Below are 13,220 nucleotides of genomic sequence, written 5' to 3'. Positions count from 1 at the left end.
CCATCGCTGATTCACCGCCGGTGCTGGTGTATTATGGTACATCCCCTTTTTCTGAACCGATTCTTTGACCATTTGTGAGGTTTTCGATGGAACTCAACGCACTGACCGCCATTTCTCCGGTGGATGGACGCTATGGCAGTAAAGTCAGCGTTTTCCGTGATGTTTTTAGTGAATATGGCTTGATCAGAAACCGCGTGACGGTCGAAATCCGATGGTTGCAGCAATTGGCGGCACACCCCGACGTTATCGAGGTGCCAACATTTAGCTCAGAGGCGAACGCGTTCCTTGATCAAATGATCAGCGGGTTCAGCCTGCAGGGTGCAGAGCGCATTAAGGAAATTGAGCGCACCACAAATCACGACGTGAAAGCCGTTGAGTACTTTATTAAAGAAAAAATCGCTGGCATGCCTGAGCTGCACGCGGTAACTGAGTTTGTTCACTTTGCCTGCACCTCTGAAGACATCAACAACCTCTCCCACGCCCTGATGCTTCGCGATGGCTTAGATAACGGCCTGATGCCTGCAATGACCCGTGTTGTCGACAAACTAAGCGAGCTTTCGCAGGCGCACGCCGAACAGCCAATGCTGTCCCGCACCCACGGCCAAACAGCCTCACCCACCACCGTTGGCAAAGAGTTCGCAAACGTGGTGTATCGGCTGCGCCGGCAAATCAAGCAAGTCCGTAATATTGAGATTCTAGGTAAGATCAACGGCGCCGTAGGCAACTACAACGCCCACATCTCTGCCTACCCGGCCATAGATTGGGCCGCCAATGCCAAAGCCTTTATTGAAAACCTAGGCCTCGACTTTAATCCGTACACCACGCAGATTGAGCCCCACGACTACATCGCGGAGCTTTACGATGCCGTTGCCCGTTTCAATACCATTCTGATCGACCTGGACCGGGACATCTGGGGTTATATTTCCCTAGGCTACTTTAAGCAAAGAACCATTGAAGGCGAAGTGGGTTCATCCACTATGCCCCATAAGGTTAACCCGATTGATTTTGAAAACTCCGAAGGCAATCTGGGCATTGCCAACGCATTGTTAGGCCACCTTTCCGCCAAGCTGCCCATTTCGCGCTGGCAGCGTGACCTGACCGACTCCACCGTGCTGCGCAACTTAGGCGTGGGTTTCGCCCACAGTTTGATCGCCTACGAGGCCACTCTCAGGGGTTTGAGCAAACTGGAAATTAACCCGGCTCGCCTAGATGAAGACCTCGACAAAGCTTGGGAGGTTCTTGCAGAGCCAATCCAAACTGTGATGCGCAGGTACAACATTGAGAAGCCCTATGAAAAGCTCAAGGCCCTGACCCGCGGTAAGGCCATGACGCCGGAAGTCATCAGAAGCTTTGTAGAAAGCCTTGAGATGCCGGATAGCGCGAAGGCCGAGCTGATGGCCCTTACACCGGGTAATTACATCGGTAATGCTATTGATCAAGCCCGCAACATTTGAACTGAGGAAGCACCACGATGGACATGCTTGGCGGACGTTCGCCTTCTGACTTTCTGAAGGACTACTGGCAAAAGAAGCCGCTGGTCATCCGCCAGGCATTTCCCGGCTTCCAGTGCCCTGTCGATGCTGACGAGCTAGCGGGCCTTGCCTGTGAAGAAGGCGTGGAATCTCGCATTGTCATCAAAAACGATGAAGGCAAACCTTGGCAGTTGCATAACGGCCCTTTCTCGGAAGAGCGCTTCAGCCAGCTCCCCGAGCAGGACTGGACCTTGCTGGTACAGGGGCTTGATCACTGGGTTCCCGAAGTGGCGGATTTGCTTGACCACTTCCGTTTTGTGCCCAACTGGCGTCTTGATGACATCATGGCGAGCTATGCGCCCAAGGGCGGCAGCGTTGGGCCTCATTACGACCAGTATGATGTGTTTCTGCTACAGGCCCAAGGCCACAGGCGCTGGACGTTCGGCGGCCGCTGTGATCAAAGCTCATCGCGGGTAGAAGGCACGCCACTGCGTATACTCAGCAGCTGGGAAGGCGAAGAAACCGTCACCCTTGAGCCCGGCGACATGCTGTACCTACCACCGGGCATTGGCCATCACGGCGTGGCAGAGGACGATTGCATCACCCTATCGGTAGGCTTTCGTGCACCAACTATCGACGACCTGCTAACCGGATTTACCGATTTCCTGTGCAACCAGTCGGATGCGGCCAATCATCTAAATGATCCAGACCTTCAGGTTCAGGATAATCCGGGCACGATTGCCCCCGCCGTTATTGACCGACTGCAAGCCGTCCTGACGGAAAAGCTCCAAGACAAACGCCAGCTGGCTCTGTGGTTTGGTCAGTACACCACAGCACCGAAAAGCATGGATGTTATGGTGCCTGCGGATGAGCCTACGTCGGATGAAAGCTTCGCCGAATCCATCCGGGCTGGCGAGCAGTTGCGCTGGAACGAGGGTTCGCGTTTCGCTTATCATGAAGATGGCGACGAAACTGCCCTGTTTGCAGACGGCGAACAATTTCTGCTTAAGGGAGATGCGCGCCCGCTGGCACCCTTACTGTGTGCGGGAGCGCGCATTGACATGAATGCACTGGCTCAGTTTGCTGGAGACCCGGCCCTGCTCGGCCTGCTGGCAAATCTTTATAACCAAGGCTCTATATATTTCGAGTGATGCCATGACCGTTCGGATTCAAAAATACAGCTGGCAGCTTGCCCCGGAGCACATCCGGGACATACGCCAGAAAGTATTTGTTGAAGAACAGAAGGTTCCGCCCGAGCTGGAATGGGACGCCACAGACGAAATCGCCGATCATTTTCTCGCGATTTTGCCTGACAACACGCCTGCGGGCGTGGCCCGGCTGTTCTCCACCTTGGGCGAAACTGGCCATATCGGGCGCATGGCCATCCTGCCGGAGTTCCGTGGCCAAGGCATCGGTGAGGCCATGTTACGGCACCTCATCACAGAATCCGCCGGGCAATATCAAGAACTGCAGCTCTCTGCCCAGCAACACGCCATTGCCTTCTATCAACGCGCCGGGTTCCATGTGTGCTCAGAACCCTACGATGACGCGGGCATCCCACATCTAGACATGCGCTGCCTTGCCCCAACGCTGCTTGAAGCCCAAGCCGGTTCTAAGCGGCTTCGCCCTATGCTACTGGGCGAAGACACTCAATCTTGGCGCTTTGAAAACGAAAGCAGCATGCTTGATCTCATGGATTCTATGGTGGGCCAGGCGGGTCAGAGGCTATGGCTTTATGACCGGGTACTGGATCACGATCTTTACGATCGACACAGATTCAGAGAATTGGTATCCGGCCTTGCACGGCGTCACAGGCTTAGCGAGATTCGCCTGCTGATCCATGATGACCAATCGCTTATAAAACGCCGCCATCACCTGGTGGAGCTGATGCGGAGGCTGCCGAGCCGTATTCAGCTGAGGCTGATCGACAGCGACTACCCCCATGAAAATCAGCCTTTTATGCTCGTAGATCGGCAAGGCGTGGTGTTCCGCCACGACTTCAACCGGCCTTCAGGGTTTGCAGGGTTTGCCGACAGTGGCCGAGTAAAGCTACTGGCGGAAAACTTCCAGCGCATGTGGGACGCCGGGCGCAGCTCGCTTGAATTGCGCCAACTACCGCTCTAACTAATGCGCAAAAGGCGCATCCACAGACTCGAAGCGCGCTCCAAAGGGTGCAAATTCCTCATCAACCTCTTCCGCAACGTCTGAAATCAACCTGCGAAGCCATTGATGGTCAGAGTTGTGCTGCAATAGCGGGCTCCAAGCCATTTTCAGTTCGAAAGGCGGAATCTCGAAGGGTGGAATTTTCACCACCAGGTTAGCGTTATCTTTTTGCAGCCAGGCCGCCCGCGACGGCAGGGTGGCGATAAGATCGTGCTGCTCCGCCAGCAGCATGGCCGACTGGTAATGCCGGGTAAACACGGAGATCTGTCGTTTGCTCCCCATTCGAGACAAAGCCTCATCAACCCAACCAAGCCGCTGGACGTCCTTCGGGTTTACCCCGACACCCACACCAAAGCCGGTTTTACTGACCCAGATATGGCTGGCGCCCAGGTACGAGTCCAAAGTAAACGGCTCTTTTAATATTGGATTGCGGGCATTCATCAAGCAGGCAAAGTATTCAATCCAGAGCGTTTTCTGATGAAACGACTGGGGGATTTTGTCGAAGCGGTTAATTGCCATATCTAGGCGCCCCTGATCCACGTCCAGAAAGCTCACGTCGCTCGGAGTCAGTACATCCAATGTTACGTGCGGAGCCTCTTGGCGGATCCGCCGCAAAACCCTCGGCATCAGGCAAGATTCTGCGTAGTCACTGGCCATAATGCGAAACACCCGCTGACTTTCCAGCGCCGCAAACGGTGTTTTTTCCTGCACCGCCTGCTCAATATCTGAAAGAATGCTCCGCACCAGCGGCTGCAGCTCACGGGCACGCTCCGTAGCCGTCATCCCTTCACTGGTTCGTACCAATAACGGGTCAGCGAACAGGTCACGCAACCGGCGCAGGCTGTTACTCATGGCTGGCTGAGTAATACCGAGATGGTTTGCGGACTTAGTTACATTGCGTTCCCTCAGTAAAACATCAAGATAAACAAGAAGATTGAGATCAATGCGGGAAATATCCATCGGCAGCTCCAGAACACGATAAAATCATTCGCTGGGCACAACTCGCGCGCACCATTCATCAGCTTAATATACAGGATAAAAATAATTCACCAAATCAATAGTTGAAACGAACCTTCCTATTTGATTTCAGAATCACCGCCGTATTTCTGCTAACCTTTCTGATACTTGCCGGACAAACCCGGTATATCAAGTCAAAATTTTGCACCAGGCATGACTTGCCCAAGAGCCGGAGTCATTACACAAAAATGAATACCATTACTATCGTCTTTGCTTTGGTGGCCATCGTTGTGATTTCGATCGCCGTTATTGTTATCAGCCAAATGCGCGAAAAAGCCCGGATTGAACGTGGCCGCAAAATCACGGCATTGGAGGATAGCTACAAGCGGTGTAACCTCCTGCTTTCTGAGCTTCCTGGGCAGTATTTGACAGGCGACCTGAAGCTGTTACTGCTCAGGCGCATGGAGGATGTGTGCAACGACTTGACCGGGCTTAAATCTGACCTACCTGTTGAGCAGTGGCGTGAGTCTGCGTTGCAACTAAAGACTCAGATTCGTGAAAACCGAGATGAGATGCGGCCGGTCAAAATCGATTCAGCGGAAAAATCCACTTACGTTAAAGAATTGCTTCAAAATCTATTCAAGCTCATTGAAGCCATGCACAAAAGTGGACGCATCGATGGGGCAACCGCCAAAAAGAACCTAAAGTATGTTCTGTTTTTAGTGCATAAAACTCACGCAGACTTCCACGTGTTCCAGGCTCGCGACCTTATCCGCCAAAACGAGATACGCAAGGCGATTCACGCCTACCATATGGCCAGCACAGAAATGGGCAAATCCAAGGACAATCCGCTTGCCATGAAAGCGGTCAAGAGCTTCCGCACCCGAATAAAGGAACTAGAAGCCCTGAATGCAGATGGAGAGAACACCGGCGCTGCCGAATCCGAATCACAACTCGACAAACAGTGGGACAACTTTCTTCACGATGATGAGTGGAAGAAAAAAGCCGACTACGACGACTGAAGATACGAGACGGGCTGTAATTCTGCCCGTGAACAGGGACTGTGATATCCGTGACAAAAGGCTTCAAACACCGGCTTTCTTACCGACTCACCCGCGATACGGTGCTGATCGCTATGGTGTTGGGGCTTATTCTTAACGCTGTACAGATAACTCTGGACTACTTCGGCGCCCAACAGTCCATGGACGAGGACATTCAGGCGCTGATTGAAATCAGCCATAACCCTGCCTCCCAGATTGCCTACAACATTGATGTGCGCTTGGCAGAAGAGCTGCTTGACGGTCTTCTTCGGCACCCGGCTACTATTGACGCGAGAATTGTCGATACCGAAAACGGCACCATGGCGGCCGCCAGCAAAAGCAGCCCTGTCTCACCCTATCGCTGGATCAGTGATGAACTGTTTGGCGCTAGCCGGGTTTTCAGCCGGGAGCTGCGCGTTTCACAGCTCAACAACCTTCCCTTAGGCGAGCTGGTGGTGACCGTTGACACTTATCACTACGGTCTGCAGTTTCTGGAGCGCGCGAGTTATACGCTGGTCAGCGGGCTGCTGAAAAGCCTCATTCTTGCCGCTTCGCTGCTTGGTATTTTCTATCTAATTCTCACACGGCCCATGCTCAGCGTTATCGACGCACTGAGTCAGGTCAAGGCCAGCTCACCAGAGAAGATCCGTTTGCCCGTTCCTCCAGGCCATCAGCGGGATGAAATAGGCAAAATGGTGGAGATTATCAATCAGCACTTGGAAACCATAGATTCCACCCTTGACCAACTCCGCACGGCAAAAAATGCCATGAAAAACTATTCCGACGAACTGGAGCAGGAGGTCGAAAACCGTACCCGGGAAATATCCGACAAGAACCACGCGCTGCTACAGGGCAACCGAGCGCTGGTAAAGGCTAAAGAAGATGCCATGCGTAGGGCCAGAGCCAGGGCCACCTTTCTGGCTAGCATGAGCCACGAAATACGCACCCCACTGAACGGTGTGCTGGGGATGCTAGGGCTTGCGGTGGAGGGTGAGCAAGACTCTACCAAGCAGCATCGCCTGCAAATTGCCTTATCGGCTGGGGAAAGCCTGCTCGGCATACTTAATGACATTCTGGATATTTCCAAGGTTGAGGCCGGAAAACTCAATCTGGAGAACATACCCTTCGACATGCACGGCCTGATTGAGGAGTGTGCAACACTGCACACTCAGCAGGCCCGCGCCAAAGGCGTTGAGCTGATTGCGGAGACGGACCCAGGGTTCCCGGATCAATTCCTGGGCGACCCAACTCGTATCCGCCAAATTCTGAATAATTTGCTTAGCAATGCCATTAAATTTACCGATTCCGGTAACGTGCGTATCACCGCCCACTATTCCGAAAACACGCTAACCATCGATGTAACCGACACTGGCATCGGTATGAGCAAAGAAGGCCTGCGCCGGATATTTTCGCCCTTCTCTCAGGCCGACACACAAACCACACGTCTGTATGGTGGCACAGGGCTAGGGCTAACACTCTGCCGCCAGCTGATTGAGCGCATGCATGGGCAAATTAAGGTCGACTCCAAAGAGCAGCAAGGCACGCAGTTTACCGTCACCCTGCCGCTACCTGTCTACAGCAACCTGGGTACCGACACCCCTGAACAGCTTACCGAACCTACCGATTTGCCCGAAAGCAGCTCCCAACCACAGCGTTCACTGCGGATACTTCTGGTTGAAGACAACGAGGTAAACCAGATGGTCGCCGGCATGCTATTGAAAAAAATGGGGCATCACGCAGATACGGCAGAAAACGGCCAACTGGCGATCGAGGCTCTGGAACAAAACCATTACGATCTGATACTCATGGACTGCCAGATGCCGGTAATGGATGGCTACGAGACCACTCGTAAAATTCGCAAAAACCCAAAGTGGCAAGACTTACCAATAATAGCCGTTACCGCAAACGTAATGCAGGGGGATCGGGACGACTGCTTTGCCAGTGGCATGAACGACTACATCACCAAGCCTTACAACCGCAAGCAACTGAGCGCAGCAATTACCCGTTGGACGGCGCGCCCTACAAAAGCTTTTTAATATCGGCCTTGATGTCTTCAGGCTTGGTCGTTGGCGGGTAACGACCCACTACCTTGCCATCACGGTTGACCAGAAACTTGGTGAAATTCCATTTTACTTTCTCCGACCCCAGAAGCCCTTTCGCCTCGCCCTTCAGGAACTGGAATAGAGGGTGGGCATTGTCGCCGTTAACATCCACCTTTGAGAACATGGGGAAATCCACACCGTAATTCAGGCTGCAGAACTGGCTGATGGCATCATCATCAGCTGGATCCTGGTTCATAAACTGGTTGCAGGGAAACCCAAGAACTTCCAATCCCTGACCTCCTAGCTCTTTATGCAAAGACTGCAGACCCTCAAACTGAGGCGTGAAACCGCATTTGCTGGCCGTGTTCACAATCAGCAGCACCTGGCCTTTATAGTCGGCCATCTGTTTTTCATTACCTTTGATATCTCGAGCAGCGAAGTCATAAACCGAAGAGTTGGCCACGGGTGTCTCCTTGACAAAACTATGAACGCCTGTAAAAAGAGGCGGATTTGAAGTCGCGCACATGTTTATTGCACACAATGTAATCGGAGGGTATACAGCGCAACACCCTCACGCAATTGTTTTATAGGGTATGAATTGACAGAATATAGAGCTAACCCGTCATAATTGATCACAATTACCCTGTTGCCGTTGCCCCCGCCTCCGCTAGAATAGTGGTTTACCTGAACAGCAGGTACCTGTCTTACGTTTATTGACTGAGGAAGCCCGGGTCTTATGCAGAACTACTACAAATCCGCCAAGCTGGATAACGTGTGTTATGAAATACGTGGCGTAGTGATGCGCGAGGCGAGGCGCCTGGAAGAAGAAGGCAATCGTGTGCTGAAGCTCAACATCGGCAACCCTGCTGCTTTCGAGCTGGATGTTCCTGAAGAGATCCAGCAAGACGTGATCTACAACATGCAGCAGGCTCAGGGCTATGTAGAATCGAAAGGCCTGTTTTCTGCTCGCAAGGCGGTGATGCACTATTGCCAGCAACGAGGCATCGATAAGGTCGATATTGACAATATTTTCTTGGGCAATGGCGTTAGCGAACTGATCGTGATGTCTATGCAGGCCATGCTCAATACCGGCGATGAAGTGCTTATTCCTGCACCCGACTACCCACTCTGGACCGCCGCTGTCACCCTCTCAAGCGGTAAACCCGTGCATTATCACTGTGATGAGGAGCAGAATTGGTTCCCGGATATTGACGACATCCGTAAAAAGATTACTAACCGTACCCGGGCGATCGTATTGATCAACCCCAACAATCCCACAGGTGCAGTTTACAGCCAGGAGCTGCTTGAGCAGGTTATTGAGCTGGCGCGCAAGCACAACCTGATTGTGCTTTCCGACGAAATTTACGACAAGATTCTTTATGACGGCACACAACATGTCTCCACCGCATCACTCGCGGACGACGTGCTCTTCTTCACCTATAACGGTCTTTCGAAGAACTATCGCGCCGCAGGTTACCGCTCCGGCTGGATGATTATCAGCGGCGCCAAACACTTGGCCAAAGATTTGATTGAGGGCATCGACATGCTCTCCAACATGCGCCTTTGTGCAAACGTTCCGGCACAGCTAGCCATACAGACGGCACTGGGCGGCTACCAGTCCATCAATGACTTGGTTGCCCCTGGCGGGCGGCTATACGAGCAGCGCGAAACCGCCTGGCGAATGCTGAATGACATTCCCGGCGTAAGTTGCGTGAAGCCCCAGGGAGCGCTGTATCTATTCCCCAAGCTGGATCCAAAAAAATTCCCGATCGTAAATGACGAAAAACTGGTGTTGGATTTACTGCTTCAGGAAAAAATTCTGCTGGTTCAGGGCTCTGCATTCAACGTGGCTGACAAGCAGCACCTCCGGGTTGTGTTTCTGCCGCGCAAAGACACACTAGAAGATGCCATGGGCAGGCTGGGTAACTTCCTGACAAATTATCGGCAGTAATCGCGTCAGCAACAAACGCATCGGCAATAAAAGCACAGGCAAAAAGGAATCCGTCCCATGGCTGACATCCACGTTGAAGAGTTCTACAAAGACGCAGCCATAGCCTTGGCGCAACTTTATAGCGCCTTCCCAAGGCGGGTAAACCTGTTTGTAGAGGATATTGCAGGCCCCGATGAAACGGATGAATTCGGCTTGCATAGCAAACGCCACATGGCATGTTTTGGCGCGCTGCTCTGGCTGGCAGAGGAAGGCTTTTTACGTTATGTGGACACAATCAGGCAGGAGGCTCTTGATCAGGCGATTCTCACCCAGGAAGCGTTCACGCGCCTGAGCTCGCCAGCACCAGATGCGCTCGTTGAGAAACTCATGGGGCCGCAAGATCCTGCAAGAACATCCTTACCACCCTCGTTGCAGGAAGATCTCTCCAGCCACATACACCTAGTGCGCACTGCGCTGAAAAGTCGTCATTCTGTGCGCATTGGTTACGCTGTTAGGGCTACTCTTTTTGCGGACAAACCGTCAGCGCGTTAGCTGCTGTCAGATTTTGAGCTTGAACCCGATGGCTCGAAAGCTGTCCTGCAGAGATTTGCTCGTGCCTTTTAGCTGTACTTTCAGGCTAGAACATTCTCGCCGCACTGGGTAATCCCGACGCAAGCGATCAAAAGCCGCACCGCGCTCGTCCGCAGGCGCTCTCATAGCGTGGCGTAGGCGCGCATCATCCTGTCGAGGGTCGTAGCAGGACCGCAAAGCTATTTGGATGGCAGCCTGCTCATCGGCTGCACTGGTAAACGATACTTTGCTCAGAGCGGGCTCCGGCAGGAACTGCCCTGCTTGCTTGCGTGTTGGCAGGCCCATGAACCGGCTCATGGCCCGGTAAATCATCTCCGTTCCCTGAACCTTGCCCTCAAGGCTATAGCCCCCGATATGCGGGGTAGCCAGCCATACTCTATCCACTAGCTCGGGGCTTATCTGCGGCTCTTGCTCCCAGACATCAAGAGCGACCAATGGCGCATCAGCCTGATCCAGCCGCTTGAGCAGCGCTGCCCCATCAATCACCTCGCCTCGACCGGCGTTAATCACCAGCTGCTTAGCGGTTAACCCAGCGAGCTCTCGCTCGCTGATTATGTGATAGGTGGGATATGCAGAATCACGAGTTAGAGGGGTGTGGAATGAGACCACGTCACACGTAAGCGCCTCATTCAAATCAACAAACGTACCGGCAGCTTTCGGTTCACGCTCAGCCCGGGGCGGGTCACAAAGTTTTACGCTGAAACCAAGACGGCCGAGTTTTTCGGCCAGCTCGCGGCCCACATTTCCGACGCCGACGATACCGACACTAAGCCGCGACCAATCACCCAGCGCGCAGCGCTCGGCATACAAGGACAAAACCGACAGCACATATTCAGCAACGCTATTGGCATTGCAGCCTGGCGCTGCTGAAAAATGGATGCCGTTTTCTTTAAGCCAACCCAAATCAATGTGGTCGGTGCCAATGGTTGCCGTTCCGACAAACCGCACACGGCTGCCTTCGAGCAGAGTGCGGTTTACCCGTGTGACCGACCGAACTAACAGCACGTCGGCCTCACGGACATCTTCCGCACTCATGGTACGACCAGACACGCGCCGGATCTCCCCGATGTCGCCAAAAAAAGCGTCCAACAGCGGGATGTTTTCATCTGCAACGATCAACATGTTAGCTGCCAGCCTTTATCAGTTCCTACGTGGGCGCGAGTTACGACCACCCGGTCCACGGCCTCCCTGCCCTTGAGGCGGGCGCCGGCCGCGCTTACGGGTAATCGGTGGGTTATCCATTTCAGCCATCAGTACTTCGTCCGGCACGGCGGTTTTGAGTTTCTGGTTGATATAGGACTCAATAGCAGGAAGGCCAAACGAGTCATCCTCCCCAGCAAAACTAACAGATACGCCGGTTTCGCCCGCCCGACCCGTACGACCGATGCGGTGAACATAATCTTCGGCGTTATCAGGCAGGTTGTAATTGAATACGTGGGTGACGCCATTCACATGGATACCCCGCCCTGCCACATCGGTGGCCACCAGAACCTGAATGCTGCCTTCTTTGAACTGTTCTAGGGTTTTCAGGCGCTTGTTCTGGGCAATTTCACCAGACATTAGGGCTACCTTTACCCCCTGATTGCGCAGATCCTCTTCCAGGTCACGGCACTGGTCACGACGATTGGCAAACACCAGCGCCTTTTTTACCTCTGGTCGCTTCAGGTAGTTCACCAGTACTGGAAGTTTCTCGTCGTCGCCCACCAGATAAACACTTTGTTCCACCCGCTCAGCCGTTTTCTGCTCTGGCTCAATTTCCACAAACTCAGCGTTGCTGGTCCACATGGAGGCCAAGTTGAGCACGTCCTGATTGAACGTGGCACTGAACAGCAGTGTTTGGCGATCATCCTTTGGGCTACATTTGCGGATAATGCGCTTCACGTCTGGGATAAAGCCCATGTCTAGCATGCGATCTGCCTCATCCAAAATGAGGATATCGAGCTGATCTAGGAACACATCCTGGGAACCCAGAAAGTCAATCAGGCGACCAGGCGTGGCGACCAAAATATCAACAACACCGTTATGTAGCTGTTCACGCTGCTTGTCATAGTGCATACCGCCAACCACGGTAACCACATTATGGCCTGTATGCTGGCACAGTTCCTCGGCATCCTTGGCAATCTGCATGGCGAGTTCACGGGTGGGTGCCAGCGCCAAAACGCGGGGCTCCGACGCAAAACGGTCGCCTTCAGGTATGGGGGTTTCCAGCAGGCTTTGGATAGCAGTAATAAGAAACGCCGCCGTTTTACCGGTTCCGGTTTGGGCCTGGCCAATCAGATCTTCACACGCCAGTGTCCAAGGCAGAGTTTCAGCCTGTATGGGTGTGCAGTATTCGAAACCAATGGCAGCAATAGCGTCCAGCAGGCGCTTATCCAGATTCAATTCGCTGAATCTCAGATCGCCGGTATGCTTTGGGTCAAATGTCATGGAGTCTCAGTTTGCCTCATAATGTTCTTTTCAGAATATAACGGAACCACGCGCCCAACGTCATCGCGCCAGGCTTTACTGAAAGTATCGCCGGTTCCATAAAACGATTTCAGCGTATCAAAAAAGGATTGTGCCCGCTTCGGCAGGCTTCTGGCCAGGTAGTCCTCTGCCTGTTCCAGTACTTTGCAACGGAATCCACCGTCGTCCGACGCGCCCTCTCCAGACAGGTTGTCCACGCTGATATGAAAACGTGAGCTAGCGGCCACGGAGAACAGCCACTCTATAGCCTGCGGCTTTACTTCAACCTGCTCAAACGCTCGCTGCTGCTCGAGCGTGCGCCCATCCGGGCAGTACCAGTAACCATAATCGTGAAGTGTGCGCCTGTGCTCACCCGCTACGCACCAATGGCTTATTTCGTGCAAAGCACTGGCATAATAGCCGTGGGCGAAAACAATATGTGCAGGGTCATTGGCACTGCCTGCTGGCAGGTATTCAGGTTCTTCGCCGCCTCTGACCAGCACTGTCCGGAAAGCTTTCCGGAACAGGCCATTAAACAGCATAATAAGATCGTTTGGACTGTGATTCATTGGGACGCTAT

Annotated in this window: 12 protein-coding genes; 7 read left to right on the top strand and 5 right to left on the bottom strand. The window is 53.2% G+C overall.

The genetic code is table 11. From position 1 onward, the window contains the following. The first annotated feature begins 86 nt into the window (after positions 1-86). The 3 genes from purB to CPH80_RS22885 are packed head-to-tail and all read left to right on the top strand — an operon-like array spanning position 87 to position 3,596. A complete protein-coding gene (purB, locus tag CPH80_RS02955) occupies positions 87-1,454 on the top strand; it encodes an adenylosuccinate lyase (protein ID WP_096275544.1) in 1,368 nt (455 codons plus the stop codon). A 17-nt stretch (positions 1,455-1,471) separates the two neighbouring features. Then, positions 1,472-2,623, top strand: coding sequence for a cupin domain-containing protein (locus tag CPH80_RS02950; RefSeq protein WP_096275543.1), 1,152 nt, complete (start codon positions 1,472-1,474; stop codon positions 2,621-2,623). 4 nt (positions 2,624-2,627) lie between these two features. After that, positions 2,628-3,596, top strand: coding sequence for a GNAT family N-acetyltransferase (locus tag CPH80_RS22885; protein ID WP_096275542.1), 969 nt, complete (start codon positions 2,628-2,630; stop codon positions 3,594-3,596). Here the strand turns inward: CPH80_RS22885 and CPH80_RS02940 are convergent, their stop codons facing one another. Beyond that, complete coding sequence (locus CPH80_RS02940; RefSeq protein ID WP_096275541.1) at positions 3,597-4,595, bottom strand: LysR family transcriptional regulator; 999 nt, start codon at positions 4,593-4,595, stop codon at positions 3,597-3,599. 245 nt (positions 4,596-4,840) lie between these two features. Here CPH80_RS02940 and CPH80_RS02935 point away from each other — a divergent pair, with 245 nt between their 5' ends. Continuing rightward, on the top strand, positions 4,841-5,614 hold the full coding sequence (locus CPH80_RS02935) for a hypothetical protein (protein WP_096275540.1): 774 nt from the start codon (positions 4,841-4,843) through the stop codon (positions 5,612-5,614). A gap of 50 nt (positions 5,615-5,664) precedes the next feature. After that, positions 5,665-7,668, top strand: a complete 2,004-nt coding sequence (locus tag CPH80_RS02930; RefSeq protein ID WP_227520329.1) for an ATP-binding protein — start codon at positions 5,665-5,667, stop codon at positions 7,666-7,668. On the opposite strand, the gene CPH80_RS02925 is transcribed toward CPH80_RS02930, so the two are convergent. Then, positions 7,652-8,137 (bottom strand): glutathione peroxidase, encoded by a 486-nt coding sequence (locus CPH80_RS02925; RefSeq protein ID WP_227520328.1) that lies wholly within the window; start codon positions 8,135-8,137, stop codon positions 7,652-7,654. The two genes, CPH80_RS02930 and CPH80_RS02925, sit on opposite strands and share 17 nt — an antisense overlap. Positions 8,138-8,410: 273 nt before the next feature. Between CPH80_RS02925 and CPH80_RS02920 the strand changes: the two genes are divergently transcribed. Both CPH80_RS02920 and CPH80_RS02915 read left to right on the top strand, forming a co-directional pair. Next, complete coding sequence (locus CPH80_RS02920; RefSeq protein WP_096275538.1) at positions 8,411-9,625, top strand: pyridoxal phosphate-dependent aminotransferase; 1,215 nt, start codon at positions 8,411-8,413, stop codon at positions 9,623-9,625. A 57-nt stretch (positions 9,626-9,682) separates the two neighbouring features. Then, a complete protein-coding gene (locus CPH80_RS02915) occupies positions 9,683-10,156 on the top strand; it encodes a hypothetical protein (protein ID WP_096275537.1) in 474 nt (157 codons plus the stop codon). A gap of 6 nt (positions 10,157-10,162) precedes the next feature. Here the strand turns inward: CPH80_RS02915 and pdxB are convergent, their stop codons facing one another. Genes pdxB through CPH80_RS02900 form a run of 3 tightly spaced genes read right to left on the bottom strand, consistent with a single transcriptional unit; the run spans position 10,163 to position 13,209 of the window. Continuing rightward, positions 10,163-11,317 (bottom strand): 4-phosphoerythronate dehydrogenase PdxB, encoded by a 1,155-nt coding sequence (gene pdxB, locus CPH80_RS02910; RefSeq protein WP_096275536.1) that lies wholly within the window; start codon positions 11,315-11,317, stop codon positions 10,163-10,165. Between the two features lie 18 nt (positions 11,318-11,335). After that, positions 11,336-12,622, bottom strand: a complete 1,287-nt coding sequence (locus tag CPH80_RS02905) for a DEAD/DEAH box helicase (protein WP_096275535.1) — start codon at positions 12,620-12,622, stop codon at positions 11,336-11,338. After that, the gene (locus tag CPH80_RS02900; protein WP_096275534.1) at positions 12,619-13,209 is read right to left on the bottom strand and encodes an elongation factor P hydroxylase; all 591 of its coding nucleotides are present in this window, start codon (positions 13,207-13,209) and stop codon (positions 12,619-12,621) included. The genes CPH80_RS02905 and CPH80_RS02900 overlap by 4 nt, the downstream gene beginning before the upstream one ends. Positions 13,210-13,220: the final 11 nt, after the last annotated feature.

The sequence above is a fragment of the Marinobacter sp. LV10R510-11A genome (assembly GCF_900215155.1).
Taxonomy (GTDB): domain Bacteria; phylum Pseudomonadota; class Gammaproteobacteria; order Pseudomonadales; family Oleiphilaceae; genus Marinobacter.
Note: the sequence above shows the minus strand (reverse complement) of the source record. Positions and strands in the feature narration are given on the sequence as shown.

What these genes read in the sequence shown, in the direction of transcription:
- purB (WP_096275544.1), top strand. Translation starts at nt 87, where the DNA reads ATGGAACTCAACGCACTGACCGCCATTTCTCCGGTGGATGGACGCTAT.
- CPH80_RS02950 (WP_096275543.1), top strand. Translation starts at nt 1,472, where the DNA reads ATGGACATGCTTGGCGGACGTTCGCCTTCTGACTTTCTGAAGGACTAC.
- CPH80_RS22885 (WP_096275542.1), top strand. Translation starts at nt 2,628, where the DNA reads ATGACCGTTCGGATTCAAAAATACAGCTGGCAGCTTGCCCCGGAGCAC.
- CPH80_RS02940 (WP_096275541.1), bottom strand. Translation starts at nt 4,595, where the DNA reads ATGGATATTTCCCGCATTGATCTCAATCTTCTTGTTTATCTTGATGTT.
- CPH80_RS02935 (WP_096275540.1), top strand. Translation starts at nt 4,841, where the DNA reads ATGAATACCATTACTATCGTCTTTGCTTTGGTGGCCATCGTTGTGATT.
- CPH80_RS02920 (WP_096275538.1), top strand. Translation starts at nt 8,411, where the DNA reads ATGCAGAACTACTACAAATCCGCCAAGCTGGATAACGTGTGTTATGAA.
- CPH80_RS02915 (WP_096275537.1), top strand. Translation starts at nt 9,683, where the DNA reads ATGGCTGACATCCACGTTGAAGAGTTCTACAAAGACGCAGCCATAGCC.
- pdxB (WP_096275536.1), bottom strand. Translation starts at nt 11,317, where the DNA reads ATGTTGATCGTTGCAGATGAAAACATCCCGCTGTTGGACGCTTTTTTT.
- CPH80_RS02905 (WP_096275535.1), bottom strand. Translation starts at nt 12,622, where the DNA reads ATGACATTTGACCCAAAGCATACCGGCGATCTGAGATTCAGCGAATTG.
- CPH80_RS02900 (WP_096275534.1), bottom strand. Translation starts at nt 13,209, where the DNA reads ATGAATCACAGTCCAAACGATCTTATTATGCTGTTTAATGGCCTGTTC.